The organism is Nocardia goodfellowii (assembly GCF_017875645.1).
GTDB lineage: Bacteria > Actinomycetota > Actinomycetes > Mycobacteriales > Mycobacteriaceae > Nocardia > Nocardia goodfellowii.
In genome coordinates, this window is the sequence record NZ_JAGGMR010000001.1 from 4,467,170 (window position 1) to 4,489,137 (window position 21,968).

At 67.5% G+C, this 21,968-nt stretch carries 21 protein-coding genes; 6 read left to right on the forward strand and 15 right to left on the reverse strand.

Going from position 1 to position 21,968, the window contains the following annotated elements; genetic code table 11:
* Nucleotides 1-104: 104 nt before the first annotated feature.
* From nuoL to BJ987_RS20580, 14 genes are all read right to left on the reverse strand, one after another.
* Nucleotides 105-1,991, reverse strand: coding sequence for an NADH-quinone oxidoreductase subunit L (gene nuoL, locus BJ987_RS20515; protein ID WP_209892525.1), 1,887 nt, complete (start codon nt 1,989-1,991; stop codon nt 105-107).
* Nucleotide 1,992: 1 nt separating this feature from the next.
* Nucleotides 1,993-2,292: an NADH-quinone oxidoreductase subunit NuoK gene (gene nuoK / locus BJ987_RS20520; protein WP_209892528.1), complete on the reverse strand. Its 300-nt coding sequence runs from the start codon at nt 2,290-2,292 to the stop codon at nt 1,993-1,995.
* Entirely contained in the window at nt 2,289-3,137 is an 849-nt protein-coding gene (locus BJ987_RS20525) for an NADH-quinone oxidoreductase subunit J (RefSeq protein ID WP_209892531.1), read from the reverse strand. Before BJ987_RS20525 ends, nuoK begins: the two co-directional genes overlap by 4 nt.
* Nucleotides 3,134-4,966: an NADH-quinone oxidoreductase subunit NuoH gene (nuoH, locus tag BJ987_RS20530; protein ID WP_209892535.1), complete on the reverse strand. Its 1,833-nt coding sequence runs from the start codon at nt 4,964-4,966 to the stop codon at nt 3,134-3,136. The genes BJ987_RS20525 and nuoH overlap by 4 nt, the downstream gene beginning before the upstream one ends.
* The gene (locus BJ987_RS20535) at nt 4,959-7,511 is read right to left on the reverse strand and encodes an NADH-quinone oxidoreductase subunit G (RefSeq protein WP_209892538.1); all 2,553 of its coding nucleotides are present in this window, start codon (nt 7,509-7,511) and stop codon (nt 4,959-4,961) included. Before BJ987_RS20535 ends, nuoH begins: the two co-directional genes overlap by 8 nt.
* Nucleotides 7,508-8,830 carry an NADH-quinone oxidoreductase subunit NuoF gene (nuoF, locus tag BJ987_RS20540; RefSeq protein WP_209892541.1) on the reverse strand — a complete coding sequence of 441 codons (1,323 nt, stop codon included), beginning with the start codon at nt 8,828-8,830 and terminating at the stop codon, nt 7,508-7,510. The genes BJ987_RS20535 and nuoF overlap by 4 nt, the downstream gene beginning before the upstream one ends.
* The gene (gene nuoE, locus BJ987_RS20545; protein WP_209892544.1) at nt 8,827-9,552 is read right to left on the reverse strand and encodes an NADH-quinone oxidoreductase subunit NuoE; all 726 of its coding nucleotides are present in this window, start codon (nt 9,550-9,552) and stop codon (nt 8,827-8,829) included. The genes nuoF and nuoE overlap by 4 nt, the downstream gene beginning before the upstream one ends.
* Complete coding sequence (locus tag BJ987_RS20550; protein ID WP_209898781.1) at nt 9,549-10,841, reverse strand: NADH-quinone oxidoreductase subunit D; 1,293 nt, start codon at nt 10,839-10,841, stop codon at nt 9,549-9,551. Before BJ987_RS20550 ends, nuoE begins: the two co-directional genes overlap by 4 nt.
* An 8-nt stretch (nt 10,842-10,849) precedes the next feature.
* Complete coding sequence (locus BJ987_RS20555; protein ID WP_209892547.1) at nt 10,850-11,617, reverse strand: NADH-quinone oxidoreductase subunit C; 768 nt, start codon at nt 11,615-11,617, stop codon at nt 10,850-10,852.
* Complete coding sequence (locus BJ987_RS20560; protein WP_209892550.1) at nt 11,614-12,168, reverse strand: NuoB/complex I 20 kDa subunit family protein; 555 nt, start codon at nt 12,166-12,168, stop codon at nt 11,614-11,616. The genes BJ987_RS20555 and BJ987_RS20560 overlap by 4 nt, the downstream gene beginning before the upstream one ends.
* A gap of 7 nt (nt 12,169-12,175) precedes the next feature.
* Nucleotides 12,176-12,544: an NADH-quinone oxidoreductase subunit A gene (locus BJ987_RS20565; protein ID WP_209898784.1), complete on the reverse strand. Its 369-nt coding sequence runs from the start codon at nt 12,542-12,544 to the stop codon at nt 12,176-12,178.
* A gap of 442 nt (nt 12,545-12,986) precedes the next feature.
* A complete protein-coding gene (locus BJ987_RS20570; RefSeq protein ID WP_209898787.1) occupies nt 12,987-13,412 on the reverse strand; it encodes an Rv3143 family two-component system response regulator in 426 nt (141 codons plus the stop codon).
* Nucleotides 13,413-13,528: 116 nt separating this feature from the next.
* Nucleotides 13,529-14,116, reverse strand: a complete 588-nt coding sequence (locus BJ987_RS20575) for a hypothetical protein (protein ID WP_209892553.1) — start codon at nt 14,114-14,116, stop codon at nt 13,529-13,531.
* Between the two features lie 31 nt (nt 14,117-14,147).
* The gene (locus tag BJ987_RS20580; protein ID WP_307869694.1) at nt 14,148-15,008 is read right to left on the reverse strand and encodes a LysR family transcriptional regulator; all 861 of its coding nucleotides are present in this window, start codon (nt 15,006-15,008) and stop codon (nt 14,148-14,150) included.
* A 173-nt stretch (nt 15,009-15,181) separates the two neighbouring features.
* On the opposite strand from BJ987_RS20580, the gene BJ987_RS20585 reads away from it, so the two are divergent.
* The 6 genes from BJ987_RS20585 to BJ987_RS20610 all read left to right on the forward strand — a co-directional run bounded on the left by BJ987_RS20585 (nt 15,182) and on the right by BJ987_RS20610 (nt 21,025).
* Nucleotides 15,182-16,624, forward strand: a complete 1,443-nt coding sequence (locus BJ987_RS20585; protein ID WP_209892556.1) for a form I ribulose bisphosphate carboxylase large subunit — start codon at nt 15,182-15,184, stop codon at nt 16,622-16,624.
* 11 nt (nt 16,625-16,635) lie between these two features.
* A complete protein-coding gene (locus tag BJ987_RS20590; RefSeq protein ID WP_209892559.1) occupies nt 16,636-17,058 on the forward strand; it encodes a ribulose bisphosphate carboxylase small subunit in 423 nt (140 codons plus the stop codon).
* Nucleotides 17,048-18,019, forward strand: coding sequence for an AAA family ATPase (locus tag BJ987_RS20595; RefSeq protein ID WP_209892562.1), 972 nt, complete (start codon nt 17,048-17,050; stop codon nt 18,017-18,019). Before BJ987_RS20590 ends, BJ987_RS20595 begins: the two co-directional genes overlap by 11 nt.
* A gap of 17 nt (nt 18,020-18,036) precedes the next feature.
* On the forward strand, nt 18,037-19,089 hold the full coding sequence (locus BJ987_RS20600; RefSeq protein WP_209892564.1) for a class 1 fructose-bisphosphatase: 1,053 nt from the start codon (nt 18,037-18,039) through the stop codon (nt 19,087-19,089).
* Between the two features lie 14 nt (nt 19,090-19,103).
* On the forward strand, nt 19,104-19,982 hold the full coding sequence (locus tag BJ987_RS20605; RefSeq protein ID WP_209892567.1) for a phosphoribulokinase: 879 nt from the start codon (nt 19,104-19,106) through the stop codon (nt 19,980-19,982).
* A gap of 92 nt (nt 19,983-20,074) precedes the next feature.
* A complete protein-coding gene (locus tag BJ987_RS20610) occupies nt 20,075-21,025 on the forward strand; it encodes an AEC family transporter (protein WP_245366058.1) in 951 nt (316 codons plus the stop codon).
* Between the two features lie 22 nt (nt 21,026-21,047).
* On the opposite strand, the gene BJ987_RS20615 is transcribed toward BJ987_RS20610, so the two are convergent.
* Nucleotides 21,048-21,956 (reverse strand): alpha/beta fold hydrolase, encoded by a 909-nt coding sequence (locus BJ987_RS20615; RefSeq protein WP_209892570.1) that lies wholly within the window; start codon nt 21,954-21,956, stop codon nt 21,048-21,050.
* Nucleotides 21,957-21,968 lie beyond the last annotated feature (12 nt).

A 21,968-nucleotide genomic window follows, 5' to 3' on the forward strand; every position in this document is an offset into this window, starting at 1 on the left:
CCTTCCTTCACTCCGGGGAGCTGTGTGGGTCCCGGCCGCGAACGTGCCGGGACGACGAGTTACGGCGGGCAGGCGGAGCCGGTGTGGCTCGATGGCTCGGTTGCTCACCAGATCCTCACCGCCAGCAGAGCGGCGGCCACCAGGGCGGCGCCGGTGAACATGGACAGCGCGTAGGACCGCACGAATCCGGTTTGGACGCGGCGCACGCGGCCCGACATACCGCCGATGAATGCCGCTGTGCCGTTGACGATTCCGTCGACGCCGCGGTTGTCGAGGAAGACCAGTGCCCGGGTGAAATGCCGGCCCGGCCGCATGAACACGCCCTCGTTGAAGGCATCGCCGTAGAGGTCCCGGCGGGCCGCCACGGTGAGCACACCGGCCGGAACCGGTGCGGTCTCGGGGATTTCCCGCAGGGCGTACTCCCGGTAGGCCACACCGGCACCGAGGGCGACCACGATCAACGCCATCGCGGTGACCACCCAGGCGGGCAGCAGGTGCTCGCCGTGATGTTCGCCGACGACCGGCGCCAGCCAGTTCTGCAGTGACGAGCCCAGGACCAGCAGCCCACCGGAGAACACCGAACCGACGGCCAGCACCAGCATCGGCCCGCGCATGCTGGCCGGCGACTCGTGCGGATGGGTGTCTTCCTTCCAGCGGGTCTTGCCGAAGAAGGTCATCAGCATCACGCGCGTCATATAGAACGCGGTTAGACCCGCGCCGATCAGCGCGGCGGTGCCGAGGGTCCAGCCCTTCGCGCCGCCGGCGTTGAACGCCGTCTCGATGATCTTGTCCTTGGAGAAGAATCCGGCGAACGGCGGCACCCCGATGATCGCCAGGTACCCGAGTCCGAACGTCACGTAGGTGACCGGCAACAACTTTCGCAGCCCGCCGTAGCGCCGCATATCGGTCTCGTCGTTCATCGCGTGCATCACCGACCCGGCCCCGAGGAACAGCCCGGCCTTGAAGAAGCCGTGCGTCAGCAGGTGCATGATCGCGAACGCGTACCCGGCCGGCCCGAGCCCGGCGGCCAGGAACATGTAGCCGATCTGGCTCATGGTGGACGCGGCGAGGGCCTTCTTGATGTCGTCCTTCGCGCAGCCGATGATCGCACCGAAAAGCAACGTGACCGCGCCGACGATCACCACGCCCAGTTGCGCGTTCGGCGCCAGATCGAAGATCGGGCCGGATCGCGCGATCAGGTAGACGCCGGCGGTGACCATGGTCGCCGCGTGGATGAGCGCCGACACCGGGGTGGGGCCTTCCATCGCGTCCCCGAGCCAGGATTGCAGCGGTACCTGCGCGGACTTGCCGCACGCGCCGAGCAGCAACAGCAACCCGATCGCGGTCAGCGTGCCTTCGCCGGCCTGCGGTGCGGCGGCGAACACGTCACCGAATCCGATGCTCCCGAAGGTGGCGAACATGGTGAACATGGCGATCGCCAGCCCCATGTCGCCGACTCGGTTGACCACGAACGCCTTCTTGGCAGCCGTTGCGGCCATGGGCTTTTCGTGCCAGAACCCGATCAGCAGGTAGGACGCCAAGCCGACGCCTTCCCAGCCGAGGAAGAGCACCAGATAGTTGTTCGCCAGCACCAGCAGCAGCATGGCCGCGAGGAACAGATTGAGGTAGGCGAAGAATCGGCGCCGGTTCGGATCGTCGGCCATGTAGCCGATCGAGTAGATGTGGATCAGCGAACCCACACCGGTGATCAGCAGCGCGAAACACATCGACAGCTGATCGAGTTGGAGCCCGAAGTCGACCTGCAGGCCGGCCACGGGGACCCATTCGAACAGGTCCAGCTGGATGGCGCGGTCGGCCGAGTCGCGACCGAGCATGCCGATGAACGCGATCGCGGCGATACCGAAGGAGGCCACCGCGGCGACGGTGCCGAGCAGGTGGCCCCACGGGTCGCTGACACGTCCGGCCAGCAGCAGGATTACCGCGCCCGCCAGCGGCAGGGCGGGCATGAGCCAGAGCATTGCCGTCCCCATATCAGAACTTCAACAGGTTGGCGGCGTCGACCGAGGTCGACCGGCGGGCACGGAAGATGGTCATGATGATCGCGAGGCCCACCACGACTTCGGCCGCGGCCACGACCATCGTGAAGAACGCGAAGACCTGACCGTCGAGGTTGGCGTGCAGCCGGGCGAAGGTGACGAACGCCAGGTTCACCGCGTTCAGCATCAGCTCGATGCACATGAACACCACGATGGCATTGCGCCGCAGCAGGACTCCGGCCGCGCCGATGGTGAACAGCAGGGCGGACAGATACAGATAGTTCTCTGGGTTCACCGCTTGCCTTCCTCGTGCTGATTCGTCTGATCGCTGCGCGGGCTCGGCGCGCGGTCCGGGACCGTCTCGGAGCCGACCGAGATGACGGCTGCTTCGGTCAGTGCTTTGTCGCGGCGGTGCCGCAGGATGGTGCTCACCGAGTGCTCCGCGAAGGAGCCGTCGGGCAGCCGGGCGGGAACGTCGACCGCGTTGTGCCGGGCGTACACGCCCGGGGTGGGCAGCGGGGTCGCTCGACTCTTGCCGTCCCGGAACCGCATCCGCGACATCTCGCGCTGGCCGAGCTTGGGTTCCAGCTGATCGCGGTGGGCGAGCACCATGGCGCCGATGGTGGCGGCGATGAGCAGCGCGCCGGTGAGCTCGAACGCCCAGACGTATTTGACGAAGATCAGCTCGGCGAGTTCGCCGATCACGTCGCGACCGGCGAATCCCGTGGCGGGGAAGGTGATTCCGGAATCGCGGATGCCGTTGGCGATGCCGCTGATGAACAGGATGCCGAACCCGAGCCCGACCGCGCAGGCGGCCGCCCGCTGACCCTTGATGGTCTCCTTCAGCGATTCCCCGGAGTCCACGCCGACGAGCATCAGCACGAACAGGAACAGCATCATGACCGCGCCGGTGTAGACGACGATCTGCACGACGCCCAGGAACAGCGCGTCCTGGGCGATGTACATGACGGCCAGCGCGATCATGGTGGCGGCCAGGCAGATCGCCGAGTGCACGGCTTTCGCGGAGAACACCATGCCGAGTGCGCCGAGGGCGGCGAGTGGGGCGAGGATCCAGAACTGCACCGCTTCGCCGGTGCCGGTTTCCGTCAAAGGCTCTGCTGCGATGAGGAATTCGTTCACCGTGCGACTCCTTCGGTGCCGATCGCGGTGGGCTCCCGGTCCCGGCCGACCGGCTCGTCCGAGATCGGGTCGACCGCCGCGACACCACCGGGGACGGTGCCGCGGTAGTAGTCGCCCTCGGTCGTGCCGGGGTACATGGCGTGCGGCGGTGCCTGCATGCCCGGTTGCAGCGGCGCGAGCAGGTTCTGCTTCTCGTAGATCAGATCGGCCCGGTTGTCGTCGGTGAGTTCGTACTCGTTGGTCATGGTCAGCGCCCGGGTCGGGCAGGCCTCGATACAGAGTCCGCAGCCGATGCAGCGCAGATAGTTGATCTGATAGACCTGGCCGTACCGTTCACCCGGCGAGAAGCGTTCGGTCTCGGTGTTGTCCGCGCCTTCGACGTAGATCGCGTCGGCGGGGCAGGCCCAGGCGCACAGCTCGCAGCCGATGCACTTCTCCAGCCCGTCGGGATGCCGGTTGAGTTGGTGCCGCCCGTGGTAGCGCGGCGCGGTGGGCACCTTCTGTTCCGGGTAGTACTCGGTGTTCGGCTTCTTGAACATGGTCGCCGCGGTGACCGCGAATCCACTCAGCGGCTCCAGGAAACTCGCCTTGGCGACATCACGCCGTGCCGCGTCGGCGGGCAGCGGTGGGGTCGGGAAGCCCAGGAACACACCGGATTCCGCGACCGTCATCGGTTCCTCGGCCAGCGGCGGCAGATTCGGTTTGCGGCCCGCACGCAGGAACATGCCGATCATCAGTGCGGTGATGACAACCCCGCCGATCACCAACGCCTCGGTCTGGTACTGCCACCCTTCCGCACCGGCGACGCGCGCGCCGGCGACCAGCATCACCCACAGCAGCGATACCGGGATCAGCAGCTTCCAGCCGAGATTCATGAACTGGTCGTAGCGCAGGCGGGGCAGTGTGCCGCGCAGCCAGATGAACACGAACAGGAACGTCCACACCTTGGCGACGAACCACACCAGGCCCCACCATCCCGCGTCCGCACCCGGGATCATGTTGAACGGCCACGGCGCGTGCCAGCCACCCAGGAACAGGGTGGTCGCGAGCGCGGAAACCGTTGCCATGTTGACGTATTCGGCGAGCATGAACATGGCGAACTTGAGCGAGGAGTACTCGGTGTGGAAGCCGCCGACCAGCTCGCCCTCGGCCTCGGGCAGGTCGAACGGCGCGCGGTTGGTCTCACCGACCATGGACACGCAGTAGATCAGGAACGAGGGCAGCAGCAGGAACACGAACCAGGTCGGGTGCTGCGCCGAGACGATGCCCGAGGTGGCCATGGTGCCCGCGTGCAGGAACACCGCCGCGAAGCACAGCGCCATCGCGATCTCGTAGGAGATCACCTGCGCGGTGGAGCGCAGGCCGCCGAGCAGCGGATAGGTGGAACCCGACGCCCAACCGGCGAGCACGATGCCGTACACGCCGATCGAGGTGATGGCGAGGATGTAGAGCACCGCCACCGGCAGGTCGGTGAGCTGCAGCGCGGTCCGGTTCCCGGCGATCGAGACCTCGCCGCCGAGCGGGATCACCGCGAACGCCATGAACGCCGGGATCACCGAGAGGATCGGCGCCAGAACGTAGATCGGCTTGTCGACGATCGCCGGGATGATGTCCTCTTTGAGGGCCATCTTCACGCCGTCGGCGACCGCCTGCAATGAACCCTTAGGGCCGACCCGGTTGGGTCCGACGCGCATCTGCATGCGCGCCACGATCTTTCGTTCCGCGACCACCGCGATCATCGGTGTGAGCAACAGGAAAACGAAGATGGCCAGGGATTTCGCGATGATCAGCCACATCGGATCATGGCCGAAGAGGGACAGATCACTCATGACGGTTGTCCTTGTCGTCTGGTCGCTCCGCGGGCTGCGCTCCGGTGTCGTCCGGCCGATGCGCGGGCTGCGCTCCGATGTCTTCCGGCGGCTGCTCGGGCTGCGCCGCGCCCGTTGCGGGCCGGATCTCGACGACGCCGCCGGGCACGGTGGCGAGCTGTTCGGTGATCGAGCAACCCGGCGAGTTCTGCGGCAGCCACACCACGCGGTCGGGCATCGCGGTGATCGTCAGCGGCAGCGTGATCAGGCCGCGCTGGGTGCCGACGGTGACCGGATCTCCCTCGGCCGCACCGATTTCCGCGGCGGTGGCGGCCGAGAGCCGAACCACCGGCGGGCGGGCGATACCGGCGAGATTGGGTTCGCCGTCCTGCATGCGGCCCTGATCGAGCAGCATGTGCCAGGAAGCGAGGACGGCGGTGCCGGCGCTGGGCTGGGTGACCGGATGCGGCCGGTGCGCGGGCGCGGGAACGGGCTGGCCGTCCCACACCCCGAGCTCGGCGAGCTCGGCACGAGCCGCGGCGGCGTCGGGCAGGCCGAGCCGGACTTGCATCTCGCCGGCGATGGCGTGCAGGACGCGTCCGTCGGACATGGGCGCGGCGGTGCGGGTCACCATGGAGTCGCCGAGTGCGGCGTCGAAGCGGCGCGGCCGGCCCTCCCAGTTGCGGAAGGTGCCGGTCTTCTCCATCGCGGTGGCGACCGGGAAGACCACATCGGCGCGGTCGGTGACCGGGCTGTGCCGCAGTTCGAGGCTGACCACGAAGCGGGCGGCGTCGATGGCGGCGAGCGCGGCGCTGGGATCGGGCAGGTCGGTGATGTCGACGCCGCCGATGACCAGAGCGCCCAGCCCGGAGGCCGCGTCGAGGATGCCCGCGGTGTCCCGGCCGGGGGTGGCGGGCAGTTCGCCGACGTTCCACACGGCCCGGACCTGCTGGCGCGCGGCCGGATCGGGGACCGGGCGCCCGCCCGGCAGCAGACCGGGCAGCGCGCCCGCTTCCACCGCCCCGCGTTCACCGGCGCGACGAGGGACCCAGGCCAGCGTGGCCCCGGTCTCCTCCGCCAGGCGGACCGCGGCCGAGAGCGCGCCGGGGATACCAGCCAGCCGTTCACCGGCCAGGATCACCGCGCCGGGCTGACGCAGCAGCCGCCCGGCATTGTCGGTGATCTCGGCGGCGCCGGTCCGAAGTGCTTCCAGCGCATGGGGTTCCGCGCCGGGCACGGTCGCCAGCAGGGTGCCGGACATGCGTTCCAAGCCGCGCGAGCGGTAGGGCGCCAGCGAGTAGATCGGCAGGCCGCGCTTGCGGGCCGCCTTGCGCAGGCGCAGATAGATGATCGGTGACTCCTCTTCCGGTTCGAAACCGGCGAGCAGCACGATCGGCGCGCGTTCCAGGCTGTCGTAGTCGACGGTCACGCCGCGCCCGGCGACGCGGGCGGCCAGGAAATCCGCCTCCTCGGCCGAGTGCACCCGGGTGCGGAAGTCGATGTCGTTGCTGCCCAGCGCGATTCGGGTGAACTTGCCGTAGGCGTAGGCGTCTTCCTCGGTGACCCGGCCGCCGACGAGCACGCCCGCGTTCCCGAACGCCGCGGCCAATCCGCTCGCGGCGGCGGCCAGCGCCTCCGACCAGGAGGCGGGCTGCAGGGTGCCGTCCCAGCCGCGGACCAGCGGGGTGGTGATGCGATCACGCTCGGTGGCATAGGCGAAGGCCCAGCGGCCCTTGTCGCAGTTCCACTCCTCGTTCACCTGCGGATCGTCACCGGCCAAGCGGCGCAGCACTTTTCCACGCCGGTGATCGGTGCGCTGCGCGCAGCCCGACGCGCAGTGCTCGCACACGCTGGGGCTGGAGACCAGGTCGAACGGGCGGGCCCGGAACCGGTAGCTGGTGCCGGTGAGCGCGCCGACCGGGCAGATCTGCACGGTGTTGCCGGAGAAGTACGAGTCCAGCGGTTCGGCCTGGGCGGTGCCGACCTGTTGCAGCGCACCGCGATCCATCAGCTCGATGAACGGATCACCGGCCACCTGCTGCGAGAACCGGGTGCAGCGGGCGCAGAGCACGCAGCGTTCCCGGTCCAGCAGTACCGCCGAGGACAGCGGAATCGGCTTGGGATAGGTGCGTTTCACGCCCTCGAACCGGGTTTCCGGACGGCCGGAGGACATCGCCTGGTTCTGCAGCGGACATTCACCGCCCTTGTCGCAGACCGGGCAGTCCAGGGGGTGGTTGATTAGCAGCAGCTCCATCACCCCCTCCTGGGCCCGGTCGGCGACCTCGGAGGTCAGCTGGGTGCGCACCACCATGCCCTCGGCGACGGTCTGGGTACAGGAGGCGACGGGTTTGCGCTGGCCCTCCACCTCGACGATGCATTGGCGGCAGGCGCCGACCGGGTCCAGCAGCGGGTGATCGCAGAAGCGGGGGATCTGGATGCCGATGAGTTCGGCGGCCCGGATCACCAGGGTGCCCGCGGGCACGCTGACGGAGGTGCCGTCGATGGTCAATGTCACGAGATCGGCCGGCAGAACACCGCTTTCGTTAGAACTCACCGTAGAAGTCATCGGACCTGTCCTTCCGCCCAGACGGTGCTGCGCGCCGGATCGAACGGACAGCCGGCCCCGCCCAGGTGCATCTCGTACTCCGCGCGGAAGTATTTGATCGAGGACACGATGGGGCTGGCCGCGCCGTCACCGAGCGCGCAGAACGACTTGCCGTTGATGGTGTCGCTGATATCGAGGAGTTTCCGCAGATCCGATTCGGTGCCGCGGCCCTCCTCGACTCGTTTCAGCAGTTGCACGAGCCAGTAGGTGCCTTCCCGGCAGGGGGTGCACTTGCCGCAGGATTCGTGGGCGTAGAACTCGGTCCAGCGCAGCACGGCGCGCACCACACAGGTGGTGTCGTCGAAGATTTGCAGCGCCTTGGTGCCGAGCATGGATCCGGCGGCGGCGACACCCTCGTAGTCCAGGGGGACGTCCAGGTGTTCGTCGGTGAACAGCGGGGTCGACGAACCGCCTGGCGTCCAGAACTTGACGGTGTGCCCGGCGCGCACACCGCCGGCGAACTTCAGCAGTTCGCGCAGCGTGATACCCAGGGGCGCTTCGTATTGCCCCGGCCGGGCCACATGCCCGGACAGCGAGTACAGGGTGAAGCCGGGCGACTTCTCGCTGCCCATGGACCGGAACCATTCGACGCCGTTCAGGATGATCGGCGGCACCGAGGCGATGGATTCCACGTTGTTGACCACCGTCGGGCAGGCGTAGAGACCGGCGACGGCCGGGAACGGGGGACGCAGCCGGGGCTGACCGCGCCGGCCTTCCAGCGAATCCAGCAGCGCGGTCTCCTCACCGCAGATGTAGGCGCCCGCGCCCGCGTGCACCACCAGGTCCAGGTCGTAGCCCGAACCCAGGATGTCGCGACCGAGATAGCCCGCGGCATAAGCCTGTTCGACAGCGGCCTGCAATCGGCGCAGCACCGGCACCACTTCGCCGCGCACATAGATGAACGCGGTCTGGGCGCGGATCGCGTACGAGCCGATGATCACGCCTTCGATCAGCGCGTGCGGGCTCGACAGCATCAACGGAATGTCTTTGCAGGTACCGGGTTCCGACTCGTCGGCGTTGACCACCAGGTAGTGCGGCTTGGTCACGCCGTCGGGTCCGGGCCCCTGCGGGATGAAGCCCCACTTCAGCCCGGTCGGGAAGCCCGCGCCGCCGCGGCCGCGCAGACCCGCGTCCTTGACGGTCTGGATCACCGCGTCCGGTTCCATCCGCAGCGCTTTGCGCAGTGCCTGATAGCCGTCGTGGCGGGAGTAGGTGTCGAGGGTCCAGGACTGCGGGTCGTCCCAGTAGCGGGACAGGACGGGAGTCAATGCGGTGGTCATGCGTTCTCCTCCCGCGCCACGCGCAGACCGGCCAGCGTCGCCTCGCCCGCCGCGCCGTCGAGCACGCCGGGCCGCTGGTCGGGGAAGCCGGCGAGGATGCGCGCGGTCTGCTTGAACGTGCACAGCGTCGCGCCCCGGGACGGCGTCACCTGCTGGCCGGCGCGCAACGCGTCCACCAGGGCCTGGGCCGATTCCGGAGTCTGATTGTCGAAGAATTCCCAGTTCACCATGACTACGGGAGCGAAATCGCAGGCGGCGTTGCACTCGATGTGCTCGAGGGTGATCGCCCCGTCCTCGGTGGTCTGGCCGTGCGTGATGCCCAGATGACGTTCCAGCATCGCCAGGATCTCGTCGCCGCCCAGCACCGCGCACAGCGTGTTGGTGCAGACGCCGACGTGGTATTCGCCGGTCGGGGTGCGCCGGAACATGGAGTAGAAGGTGGCGACCGCGGTGACCTCCGCGCCGGTCAATCCCAGCATGTCGGCGCAGAATTCGATGCCGGTGCCGGAAACGAAACTCTCCTCGGCCTGCACCAGATGCAGCATCGGCAGCAGCGCCGAGCGGGCCACCGGGTAGCGGCGGATGATCGCCTGGGCCTCGGTTTCCAGTCGCGCGCGGACCTTGGCCGGGTACGGTTCCGGCCGGGTCGTCAGCCGCAGCAGGATCGCGGTGTTCGCGGAGGTCGCGGCGCCGGACACCGCTTCGGTACGTTCGACGGTCATCGGTCGACACCACCCATCACCGGGTCGATGCTCGCGACGGACGCGATCACGTCGGCGACCATGCCGCCTTCGCACATCGCCGCCACCGCTTGCAGATTCGTGAACGAGGGGTCCCGGTAGTGCACGCGGTAGGGGCGGGTGCCGCCGTCGCTGACCATGTGCACGCCGAGTTCGCCGCGCGGGGATTCCACGGCGGTGTACACCTGGCCGGCCGGTACCCGGATGCCCTCGGTGACCAGTTTGAAGTGGTGGATGAGTCCCTCCATGGACGTGCCCATGATCTTGCTGATGTGCTTGGGCGAGTTGCCGAGTCCGTCGGGGCCGAGCTTCAGGTCGGCCGGCCAGGCGATCTTCTTGTCCTCCACCATGACCGGGCCGGGCCGCAGCCGGTCCAGGCACTGCTCGACGATCTTCAGCGACTCCTTCATCTCCTCCACCCGGATCAGGTAGCGGCCGTAGCAGTCGCAACCCGTGGTGGTGGGGATGTCGAATTCGTAGGTCTCGTACCCGCAGTAGGGCTGCGACTTGCGCAGATCGTGCGGCAGACCGGTGGCGCGCAGCACGGGGCCGGTGATGCCCAGGGCCATGCAGCCGGTCAGGTCGAGATAGCCGATGTCCTGGGTGCGGGCCTTCCAGATCGGGTTTTGGGTGAGCAGATGCTCCATGTCCCGCAAGCGTTTCGGCATCAGGTCGAGCAGTTCACGAACCTTCTGCACGCCGTCGTCCGGCAGATCCTGGGCCAGGCCACCCGGCCGGATGTAGGCGTGGTTCATGCGCAGACCGGTGATGGTCTCGAAGACGTCCAGGATCAGTTCGCGCTCCCGGAAACCGAACAGCATCGGGGTGAGGGCGCCCAGCTCCATGCCGCCGGTGGCCAGGGCCACCAGATGCGAGGAGATGCGGTTGAGTTCCATCAGCAAAACGCGAATGACGGTGGCGCGCTCCGGAATCTGCTCGGTGATGTCGAGCAGCGACTCCACGCCGAGGCAGTAGGCGGCCTCGTTGAAGAAGGGGGACAGGTAGTCCATCCGGGTGACGAAGGTGACGCCCTGCATCCAGTTCCGGAATTCGAGGTTCTTCTCGATACCGGTGTGCAGGTAGCCGATGCCGCAGCGGGCCTCGATGACGGTTTCGCCTTCGATTTCCAGAATGAGCCGCAGCACGCCGTGGGTGGACGGGTGCTGCGGGCCCATATTGACGACGATGCGTTCTTCGGCCGCGCCCTCGATCGATTCGGTGACCTGGTCCCAGTCCTGTCCGGCGACGGTGACCGTGGGGAGAGTGTCGATGTCGTTCACTAGCTGTATGCCCTCCGCTCGTCGGGCGGCGGGATACGCGCGCCCTTGTATTCGACCGGGATCCCGCCGAGCGGGTAGTCCTTGCGCTGGGGGTGACCGCGCCAGTCGTCCGGCATGGTGATGCGGGTCAGCGACGGATGACCGTCGAAGACGATGCCGAAGAAGTCGTAGGTTTCCCGCTCGTGCCAGTCGACGGTGGGGTACACCGCGAACAGCGACGGGATGTGCGGGTCGTCGTCGGGTGCGGACACCTCGATCCGCAGCCGGCGGTTGTGCGTGATCGACATCAGGGGATAGACCGCGTGCAGTTCGCGGCCCGCGTCCTCGGGGTAGTGCACGCCGCTGACGCCGAGGCAGAGCTCGAAACGCAGTGCGGCGTAATCCCGCAGGCATTGCGCGACCGCGACGAGGTGCTCGCGGCGGACGTGCAGGGTGAGCTGACCGCGGAAGACCACGACCTTCTCCAGCGCCGTCTCCAGGGCGATGTCACCGGCGGCGAGCGCGGCGCGCAGCGCGGCGACGACCTCGTCGAAGTAGCCGCCGTAGGGCGGGTGGCTGCCACCGGGCAGGGAGACCGGGCGGACCAGGCGGCCGTAGCCGGAGGTGTCGCCGGTGTCGGTGCTGCCGAACATGCCGCGGCGCACACCGATCACCTCTTCACCGGGCGTCTGCAGCTGATCCGGCGGCAGCGTGCCCTCGGGGCCCGCGGTCGCGGCGGCGTCTGTCTCCGAGCGGTTCTGGGTGTTCTCCGGGGAGTCGAAGGTCATCGCAACAGACCCTCCATCCGAATGGTCGGGGTCGAGGCGAGCGCGGCCTGCTCGGCGGCGCGGATCGCTTCCTCGCGATTCACCCCGAGCGGCATCTCCTGGATCTTGGCGTGCAGCGCCAGGATCGCGTTCAGCAGCATTTCCGGGCGCGGCGGGCAGCCGGGCAGGTAGATGTCCACCGGCACCACGTGGTCCACGCCCTGCACGATCGCGTAGTTGTTGAACATGCCACCGGAGGAAGCGCAGACGCCCATGGCCAGAACCCATTTCGGCTCGGTCATCTGGTCGTAGACCTGGCGCAGCACCGGCGCCATCTTCTGACTGACCCGCCCGGCGACGATCATCAGATCGGCCTGGCGGGGGGAGGCCCGGAAGGCCTCCATGCCGAACCGGGCGATGTCGAAACGGCCTGCGCCCGTTGCCATCATCTCGATGGCGCAGCAGGCCAGGCCGAAGGTGGCCGGCCACAGCGAACCCTTGCGCAGGTAGCCGGCGAAGTCCTCCACGGTGCTCAGCAGAAATCCGCTGGGCAGCTTTTCTTCGAGACCCATTGTCTTTTCAGTCCCAACTGAGCCCGCCACGGCTCCATTCGTAGGCATAGGCGACGGAGACATTGACGATGAACAGCGCCATGGCGGCGAACCCGAAGACGCCGAGGGCGTCGAAGTGCACAGCCCACGGGTAGAGGAACACGATCTCGATGTCGAAGATGATGAAGAGCATGGCGGTGAGGTAGTACTTCACCGGGAAGCGCTGGCCCGCAGCGTTTCCCGGGCCGCCGCCGATGGCGTGCGGTGTCGGTTCGATACCGCACTCGTAGGCTTCCATCTTCGAGCGGTTGTAGCGCTTCGGGCCGATGAGCGAGGCCATGATGATCGAGAAGATCGCGAACGCCGCGGCGATCGCGCCTAGGACGAGGGTGGGCATCTCCACGTTTTGAGATATCGCGGTCACGGGATCGGTTCCCCTCCTTGCGAGCTGGGGCTCTTGTGAATGTCGACCGGTCGGTCGGAGCGGGTCTCATACCGCGCCCGCGCTCGTGTGAGCTACGGCACAGACTACAACTGAACCCGGGGGAGGCTACCCGAATGGTTCCCGTCTTTGATCGAATTCGGAACTGCGATTCATGACAGAAACGGTGGTAATCCGCAGGTGATGTCACGTGACGAACTGTGTGGTGGGTCCGGGTTGTCGGCTATGCCTCGACTACTCATCGGTAGAGGTGTTACCGATGAGTTGCGCACGACGCAGTCGATCACCGCGGCGCACCGTCAACCCGATTGACCAAGGTTGCTCATGGGTCGCTGTGGGTAAGCCGGGTGCGCGGCGGTGATCGTGAGATGTGGGGAAGCTATAGCTCGGTGCGGGATCAGGCGGCGGCGCGGTTGCGCAGCAGGCCGACCACGGCCTCGGTCAGTTCGATCGGATCGATCGGATGCGACACCGCGGCCTCGGCCCGCGACCAGCTCGCCAGCCAGGCGTCGTCGCGGCGGCCGGTGAGCACGAGAACCGGTGGGCAGTCCTCGATTTCGTCCTTGAGCTGCTTGGCGATGCCGAGCCCGCCGGTCGGGGCGGATTCGCCGTCCAGGATGGCCAGGTCGATGCCGCCCGCGTCCATCTGCGCGATCACCACCGCGCCGGTGGCGACCTCGAGGTATTCGAGTTCCGGTAGTTCCGGATGCGGGCGTTTGCCCAGCGCCATGGTCACCTGGCGCCGAGTATCGGCATCGTTGCTGTAGACCAGGACCCGCAGGGGGGCGGCGGACCGCGCAGCGGTCGGAGTGGGTGCATACAGCGGGGTGGAACGGTTCGCGTCGGCCACGCAGGGATGGTACGTCCGGGGGAGTACGCGGCGTGGCAGGTTCGCGAGAATCCGCGTGCCGCCGCGCCTGTCGCCCTGGGTATTCCGCCTCAGAGTTTGACGACTTGGCGCACGATCGGGTGGCCGAGGCGCGCGGCCAGCTCGCGTTCGAATGCATCGGTCAGCGGTGGCCAGCTCCAGAATTCGAAGGCCAGGGTGCTCAGGGCGAAGCCGGAGGACCACTGCCAGCGCGTGATCGGGGTGGTGGCCCCGCAGGCCGGACAGTCGACGGTGCCCGTGCCGGTGCCGCGCCACGCGGTGATGGCGGCGGCCAGCGGCGCCCAGCGGGCGCGATCGGGTTCCCAATGGCCTGCGGGGTAGTCGATGATCACGGTGTCGGCGGAGCAGTCGGGGCATCGCGCGTAGTCGGGGGTGTCCGCGCCTTGGCCCTCGACGAACGCGTTGCGTCCCAGGGCGACCGCGACGGGGCCGGGCTCCCATTGCTCGACGGTGACGTGGTGCCAATTCGGTCCTGGGACATAGCCTTCGGCGGCGTAGTCGCTGTACATTCGCTCGCTGGACTTCTCGCGGGTCAGGATTCCGTCGGTGATCAGCCGGTCGATGACGCGGTGTGCGAGCGGCCCCGCATCCGCCTCCGATGCTTCGAGAACGACGATCCGCTCGCAGTACACGCCCATGGCTGCATCTTGCCGTACGGGAATCGACGGCTCACGGCGGGTAGAAGGCGTCTCCGCCGACTTGGCCCGGGTCGAGCAGGTGGGCGAGGAACAGGCGGGTGGTCGGGGTGGGGGTGCCGGTGGTGATGGCGTTCCAGGGGCGATCGAGCGGGGTGCCGTCGACGGGGAGGATGGCGAGTACCCCGGATTCGAGGTCCTGTTCGACGGCGTCGCTGTGAATCAGGGTGACGCCCAAGCCTTCTCGGGCGGCGGCCAGGACCGCTCCGTGCGAGCCGAGGGTGAGGGTGGGCGGGTTGCGGCCGAGGTGGTCGAGCAGCTCCAGGGTGGCGTCCCGGGTGCCGGAGCCGCGGCCGCGGAGCAGCCAGGTGCTGCGCAGCGGATGGCGGCCGGGCGGCCCGACCACGACCAGCCGGCTGGGCCGGCGGGCACGGGTGACCAGTCCGGCATCGCGGGGTGGGCGGCCCGCGATCACCAAATCGGTTTCGTGGTGCTGCAATTCGACGAACAGGACGTCGCGGGGGTGCACCGACAGGCTGAGTTCGACTTCGGGATAGCGGCGGCGGAAGGAGGCGAGCGGTCGGAGCAGGACGTATTCGCCCGCGGTGGCGACGACTCCGATGCGCAGCCGCCCGGTGTCGGCCCGCTGGACCGCGGCGTGCGCCTCCTTCATGAGACCGAGGATGCTGCGGCAGTAGCCGGCGTAGACCCGGCCCGCCTCGGTCAACGCGATGCCGCGACCGGTTTTCGCGATCAGCTTGGCGCCCAGCTGTTTTTCGATGTGCGCGACGGCGGCGGAGACGGCCGCCTCGGTGACGTGCAGCTGGCCGGCGGCGCGGCGGATGCTGCCCTGGCGGGCGACGACCAGGAACGTTTCCATCCGTGTCGCGCTCACCGGCCCGCCCGCCACCCGGCCACCACCCTCCTCGAATCGTTGCGCGCTGCCTTATCCGTTGTCCTCGACGGTAGCAAACTCAACGAAACGGTTGAGTATGCGCAGGAACAATCAAATTGTTTGTGATCTCCGCCGGCCTCATCCTGGAATTCCCCACGGACTCAGGAGAATTCATGGCCGACGAAATCGAACGGGATCGCTGGGATCCAGGCGTCCAGTCCTACGCGTCGATGGGATATTACGCGCCCGACTACCAGCCCTCGGACACCGATGTGCTGGCCGTGTTCCGGGTGACCCCGCAGCGTGGCGTCGATCCGATCGAGGCCGCCGCCGCGGTGGCGGGCGAATCCTCCACGGCCACTTGGACCGTGGTGTGGACCGACCGGCTCACCGCGCATTCGAAGTATCAGGCCAAGTGCTACCGGGTCGAGGAGGTCCCGGGCCGCCCCGGCGAGTATTTCGCCTATGTCGCTTATGATCTCGACCTGTTCGAGGAGGGTTCGATCACCAATCTGACCTCCTCGGTGATCGGCAACGTCTTCGGTTTCAAACCGCTGCTGGCGCTGCGCCTGGAGGACATGCGCATCCCCGTCGCGTACGTGAAGACCTTTCAGGGTCCGCCGCACGGCACCGTGATGGAACGTGAGTACCTGAACAAATACGGTCGTCCTTTGCTGGGTGCGACGGTCAAACCGAAACTCGGCTTGTCCGCGCGCAATTACGGCCGGGTGATCTACGAGGCCTGCATGGGCGGCCTGGATTTCACCAAGGACGACGAGAACATCAACTCCCAGCCGTTCATGCGCTGGCGGGACCGGTACCTGTACGCCATGGAGGGCGTGAACCGGGCGATGGCCGACACCGGCGAGATCAAGGGCCACTACCTCAATGTCACCGCGGCCACCATGGAGGACATGTACGAGCGGGCCGAATTCGCCAAGGAGCTCGGCAGTGTCGTCGTCATGATGGACCTGACCGTCGGCTACACCGCGATGCAGTCGATGTCGCACTGGGCGCGGCGCAACGGTGTGCTGCTGCATCTGCATCGGGCCGGGCATTCGACCTTCACCCGGCAGAAGACGCACGGTGTGAGTTTCCGGGTGCTGGCCAAATGGTGTCGCCTGATCGGGGTCGATCACCTGCACGCGGGCACCGTCGTCGGCAAACTGGAAGGCGATCCCGCGACCACGCGGGGCTTCTACGACACGTTGCGGGAGAACCACATTCCCACCAATCCGGGCAACGGCATCTTCTTCGACCAGGACTGGGCCAGCCTGCCCGGTGTGCTGCCGGTGGCCTCCGGCGGCATCCACGCCGGCCAGATGCACCAGCTGCTCGATCTTTTCGGCGACGACGTGGTGCTGCAATTCGGCGGCGGCACCATCGGGCACCCCCTCGGTATCGCCGCCGGCGCGGAAGCCAACCGGGTCGCCCTGGAAGCGGTGGTGCAGGCGCGCAACGAAGGCCGCGATCTGCTGAAGGAAGGACCCGAGGTCCTGCGCAAGGCGGCCGAATGGTGCCGCCCGCTCGACGTCGCCCTCGCCACCTGGGGTGATGTGACCTTCGACTACACCTCCACCGACGCACCCGACGCGGTGCCGACGCCCACCCACTGAAAGGCGCCGCCATGTATCTGCGTCACGGAACCTTCTCCTATCTTCCGGAATTCACCGATGCCGACATCGCCGCGCAGGTGCGTTACGCACTGCTCAACAGCTGGCCGGTGTCGGTGGAATACACCGACGATCCGCACCCGCGCAACGCCTACTGGCAGATGTGGGGACTGCCGCTGTTCGATCTCGACGAACCCGACGGCGTGCTGGCCGAGATCAACGCCTGCCGCGCCACTTTCCCGCGGCACTATGTCCGAGTGCTGGCCTACGACGCCCGCTTCGGGCGGCAGACGACCGCGCTGAGCTTTCTGGTGCAGCGCCCGGCCGTCGAACCCGGCTTCGAACTGACCCGCACCGAAGGCCCGGATCGACGCCAAACCTACGGGCTGCGTTCCTATGCCACCGAGAAACCGCAGGGCGCGCGGTATGGCGGCTGAGAGCAACGGTTTCCGGCTGCACCGGCCGAGTCCGCAGGGGCCGCGGCCGGTGCCGGACGCCGCGCCGGAGCCGCCGCCGATCCTGGCTGACGACGCGGTGCTGGACCTGTCGACCGACATCGCGGGCGAGGACGTCGAACTGACGCTGCGCCGGCTCGACGAGGAGCTGGTCGGTTTGGCGAACGTCAAGCGCCGGGTCCGGGAGATCGCGGCGCTGCTGCTGATCGACCGGGCCCGGCGGCGCTTCGGGCTGGAATCGGCCAAGCCCACCATGCATATGAGTTTCACCGGCGGGCCGGGTACCGGTAAGACCACAGTGGCTCTGCGCATGGCCGAACTGCTGCACACCCTCGGCTATATCCGGAAACCCAAGGTGCACACCGTGACCCGAGACGATCTGGTCGGTCAGTTCATCGGTCATACGGCGCCCAAGACCAAGGAGGCCGTCGCCAAGGCGGCGGGCGGCGTGCTGTTCATCGATGAGGCCTATTACCTGTTCCGGCCGGAGAACGAGCGGGATTACGGCCAGGAGGTCATCGAGATCCTGTTGCAGGAGATGGAGAGCGAGCGGGCCAGCCTGGTGGTGATCTTCGCGGGCTACCCGGACCGGATGGAGCGGTTCTTCTCCGCCAATCCCGGGCTGTCCTCCCGGGTGGCCCATCACCTGGAGTTCGTCGACTACACCCACGAGGAACTGGTGGCCATCGCCGATCTGATGGTGGCGGAGCAGAACTTCCGCTTCGACGACGCCGCGCGGGCCGCGTTCGCCGAGTACCTCACCCGCCGGATGGACCGGCCGCGGTTCTCCAACGCGCGCAGCGTCCGCAACGCCGTGGACCGCTGCCGGCTGCGCCACGCCAAACGACTGGTCGAACTGCACCGCCCGCTCAGCAAGACCGACCTGATCACGTTGACCGATCGAGATGTCTACGGCAGCAGCGTGTTCGCCGATGGACCCTGACCCCTGGACAGACGCCGATGCCAGAAGGACTGAAGACGCTCACCCGCTACACGATCGAAGAGGAGCACCGGCATCCCGGCTCGTCCGGTGAATTCTCGGGTCTGGTCAATGTCGTCGCCACCGCCACGAAGATCATCGCCAATCAGGTGACCAGGGGTGCGATCGTCGGGTCGCGTCGCAAGCTCGACACTATCGCCAACGACATCATGGTGTCGGAAACCCAATGGACCGGCCATCTTTCGGCACTGCTGTCCGAGCAGATGAGCGGTGCCCAGCCCGTGCCCGACGCGCATCGGCGCGGGAAATATCTGCTGGCCTACGACCCGCTGGACGGCTCGTCGAATATCGACGTGAATCTGCCGGTCGGCACGATCTTCAGTGTGCTGCGGGCCCCAGCCGGGTCCGGCGCGGAGCCTTCGGACGCGGACTTCCTGCAACCCGGCACCCGGCAGGTGTGTGCCGGGTTCACCCTCTACGGACCGGCGACGATGCTGGTGCTCACCACCGGGAGCGGGGTCGACGGCTTCACTCTCGATCGCGAGATCGGCGCCTTCGTGCTGACCCATCCTCGCATGCGAATCCCCGAGGAGACAACGGGTTTCGCGATCAACGCCGCCAACGAGCGATTCTGGGAACGGCCGGTGCGCCGCTACGTGCACGAGTGTCTCGACGGAATCGACGGACCGCGCGGCCGGGACTTCAATATGCGCTGGGTGGCGTCCCTGGTGGCGGACACCTTCCACATCCTGACCCGCGGCGGGGTCTACCTGTATCCGTACGACACCCGGCCGCCGCAACGCGCCGGTCAGGTCGCGCTGCTCTACGGCGCGAATCCGATCGCGTTCATCGTCGAACAGGCCGGGGGCTGGGCGACCACGGGCGGCGATCGGGTGCGCGAGGTGGTGCCCACCGAGGTGCACCAGCGGGTTCCGCTGATTTTCGGCTCCCGCAACGAGGTGCAACGTATCGAGCACTATCACAGCGAACCTGAAGAGGGACCCCGCTTCGACAGCTCGCTGTTCGGGACCCGTTCGCTGTTCCGCCCAGCAGGCCGCGCCAACCCCGTGTAACCCCAGGAGCCGCCATGTCGGTCAAACATCCCGTTGTCGCGATCACCGGATCCTCCGGTGCGGGCACGACCAGCGTCACCCGCACCTTCCAGGAGATCTTCCGGCGCGAAGGCATCTACGCGGCGATCGTGGAAGGGGATTCGTTCCATCGCTACGACCGCGACGAGATGAAATCGGCGATGGCCGAGGCCGAACAGAACCGCAACTTCACCTTCTCGCATTTCGGGGAGGAGGCGAACCTGCTGAAGGAACTGGAGACCCTGTTCCGGGAGTACGGGGAGACCGGCGTCGGTTCGGTGCGCAAGTATCTGCACGACGAGGGCGAGGCGAAGCCCTACGGCCAGCCCGCGGGCACCTTCACGCCGTGGGAGGATCTCGCGCCCGGCAGCGACCTGCTGTTCTATGAGGGTCTGCACGGCGCGGCGATCACCGACAGCGTCAATGTCGCTCGCTACGCCGACCTGCTCGTCGGGGTGGTCCCGATCGTCAATCTGGAATGGATTCAGAAGGTCATCCGGGACAAGACCGAACGCGGCTACTCCAGCGAAGCCGTGATCGACACCATCCTGCGCCGCATGCCCGACTACGTGAAATACATCTGCCCGCAGTTCTCGCACACCTATGTCAATTTCCAGCGCGTTCCCACCGTCGATACCTCGAACCCGTTCATCGCCCGCACCATCCCCACCGCGGACGAGAGTTTCGTCGTCATCCGCTTCGCCGATCCCAAGGTCATCGACTTCCCGTATCTGTTGTCGATGCTGCACGACTCGTTCATGTCCCGGCCGAACTGCATCGTCGTCCCGGGCGGCAAAATGGAACTGGCCATGCAGCTCATCTTCACGCCGCTCATCCTCCGGCTGATGGACAAGCGCCCCAAGCGATCCCGCTGACCAGCCACGGCGCCTGTCACCCCTGGCGCCGGAGCCACGTCGCCCAGGAGCACAATGGGCGGCGTTGAGCCGTGGATTGATGGGGTGATGTGATGATTGGTGCCGTCGCGGCTACCCTGGCGAAACTCGCGCCGGTGCTGATCGTGTTCAGCGCGGGTGCGGTGTTCGGGGCGCGGAAGGTGCTGGCCGGCGAGGCGGCGAAGGCGTTCAGCGACTTCGCGTTCCTGTTCGCGATCCCCGCGTATCTGTTTCCGAAGCTCTATCACGCGAATTTGGGGGCGTTGTTCGCGCCGGCGGCGGTGGGCGGGTACGCCGCCACCGCGATCCTCACGCTGGTGCTGATGGCGATCTTCGGCAAATGGGTGATCGGCGCGAACGCGTCGGGAGTCGCGCTGCGATGTATGTGCGCGGTGCAGGTGAACGCGGCGTATTTCGCGCTTCCGGTGCTGGACTTCCTGTTCGGGGACGCGTCCGCGATCTTCCCCATCGTGCTGTTCCAAGTGTGTGTGCTGACCGTCATCGTGCTCACCGTGCTGGAGCACGGCCGCTCGGACGAGGAGGCGGGGCAGGGTCGCGGTGTGTGGCGCGCGGTGGGCTCGGCGCTCAGTACGCCCGTGGTCGTGGCGTGTACCGCGGGCGTTCTGGCCAATCTGGTGAATCTGCGGGTGCCCGAGCCGGTGCTGGAGGGTCTGGAGTTCGCCGGCGCGGCCGCCTCGCCGGTCGCGCTGTTCGCGCTGGGCCTGCACGTCGGCACCTACGGTATGCGCTGGCGTCCGGTGGCCCGCGACGAATACCTGCTGATCGCCGTCAAATGTCTGGCGTTTCCGCTGCTGATGTGGGCGTCGCTGCACTACGTGTTCGGCCTGCAGGGCAGCACTTTGGCGATGTTCGTGGTCATCGCCGCCATGCCCGCCCCGCAGAACGCCTTCATCTACGCCCAGCGCTACGACGGCGAAATCGACCTCGTCGCCGCCGCGGTGGTCAAGTCGACCGTCGTGACCGCCGCCCTCCTGCCGATCTGGATGCTCGCGCTAGCGCCCTGAGCCGGGGTGAATCAGCGCGAGTTCACCCGGCGGTGGCCGCGATCGCCGCTCGCTCGCCGAGGTCGACCGGTAGGCGGTCGAGGAAATCCGCGATGAGTGGCGCGATGTCGGCGAGGTGGGTTTCCAGGGCGAAATGGCCGGTGTCGAAGAGGTGCAGTTCGGCGCCGGGCAGGTCGGCGAGGTAGGCGTGCGCGCCGGGGGCCGGGAAGAACGGGTCGTTGGCACCCCAGACGATCAGCGCCGGGGGAGCGTATTCGCGGAGCCAGGCCTGCCATTCGGGGTAGCGGGCGAGATTGGAGTGGTAGTCGAAGGCCAGCGCGAGTTGGGCTTCCGCGCGGCCGGGCAGGTCGAGGTAATGCTGATCGAGGATCCAGCTCTGCGGATCGAGCGCGGTGATATCGGTGACGCCGTGTTCGTATTGGCCGCGAGTGCCCTCCAGGGTCAGCAGCCCGCGGATGGTGTCCGCCGCGCCGTCGGCCTCCGGCCGCAGGGCGACGAAATCCCTTGCCTGCGCCGATAATCCAGCCTCGTACGCGTTGCCGTTCTGCACGACCACGCCGGTGATCCATTCCGGATGACGAGTCGCGAGCCGGAAGCCGACCGGTGCGCCGAAGTCGAAGACGTAGACGGCGAAGCGGGTCAGCCCGAGCTGCTGGACGAATCCCGCCGTGACGTCGGCCAGCCGATCGAAGCTGTACTCGAACCCCGCGGGGGCGGCGGTATTGCCGAAGCCGGGGTAGTCCGGCGCGATCAGCCGGTAGTCGCCGCCGAGCGCGTCGATGAGGCGCCGGAACTGATGCGAGGCGGACGGAAACCCGTGCAGCAGCAACAGGACCGGTGCGTCGGCGCGGGTAGGCACGGACTCGCGGTAGAACACCCGCACGCCGTCGACGTCGATGCTGCGGTGCTGGACCAAGGGGAGGAGATTCATCGCTTCACATGC

Bases quoted from the DNA above. Each gene is read 5' to 3' on its own strand.
- nuoL (WP_209892525.1), bottom strand. From the start codon at position 1,991: ATGGGGACGGCAATGCTCTGGCTCATGCCCGCCCTGCCGCTGGCGGGC.
- nuoH (WP_209892535.1), bottom strand. From the start codon at position 4,966: ATGAGTGATCTGTCCCTCTTCGGCCATGATCCGATGTGGCTGATCATC.
- BJ987_RS20535 (WP_209892538.1), bottom strand. From the start codon at position 7,511: ATGACTTCTACGGTGAGTTCTAACGAAAGCGGTGTTCTGCCGGCCGAT.
- nuoF (WP_209892541.1), bottom strand. From the start codon at position 8,830: ATGACCACCGCATTGACTCCCGTCCTGTCCCGCTACTGGGACGACCCG.
- nuoE (WP_209892544.1), bottom strand. From the start codon at position 9,552: ATGACCGTCGAACGTACCGAAGCGGTGTCCGGCGCCGCGACCTCCGCG.
- BJ987_RS20555 (WP_209892547.1), bottom strand. From the start codon at position 11,617: ATGACCTTCGACTCCCCGGAGAACACCCAGAACCGCTCGGAGACAGAC.
- BJ987_RS20560 (WP_209892550.1), bottom strand. From the start codon at position 12,168: ATGGGTCTCGAAGAAAAGCTGCCCAGCGGATTTCTGCTGAGCACCGTG.
- BJ987_RS20565 (WP_209898784.1), bottom strand. From the start codon at position 12,544: ATGCCCACCCTCGTCCTAGGCGCGATCGCCGCGGCGTTCGCGATCTTC.
- BJ987_RS20575 (WP_209892553.1), bottom strand. From the start codon at position 14,116: ATGGGCGTGTACTGCGAGCGGATCGTCGTTCTCGAAGCATCGGAGGCG.
- BJ987_RS20585 (WP_209892556.1), top strand. From the start codon at position 15,182: ATGGCCGACGAAATCGAACGGGATCGCTGGGATCCAGGCGTCCAGTCC.
- BJ987_RS20590 (WP_209892559.1), top strand. From the start codon at position 16,636: ATGTATCTGCGTCACGGAACCTTCTCCTATCTTCCGGAATTCACCGAT.
- BJ987_RS20595 (WP_209892562.1), top strand. From the start codon at position 17,048: ATGGCGGCTGAGAGCAACGGTTTCCGGCTGCACCGGCCGAGTCCGCAG.
- BJ987_RS20600 (WP_209892564.1), top strand. From the start codon at position 18,037: ATGCCAGAAGGACTGAAGACGCTCACCCGCTACACGATCGAAGAGGAG.
- BJ987_RS20605 (WP_209892567.1), top strand. From the start codon at position 19,104: ATGTCGGTCAAACATCCCGTTGTCGCGATCACCGGATCCTCCGGTGCG.
- BJ987_RS20610 (WP_245366058.1), top strand. From the start codon at position 20,075: ATGATTGGTGCCGTCGCGGCTACCCTGGCGAAACTCGCGCCGGTGCTG.
- BJ987_RS20615 (WP_209892570.1), bottom strand. From the start codon at position 21,956: ATGAATCTCCTCCCCTTGGTCCAGCACCGCAGCATCGACGTCGACGGC.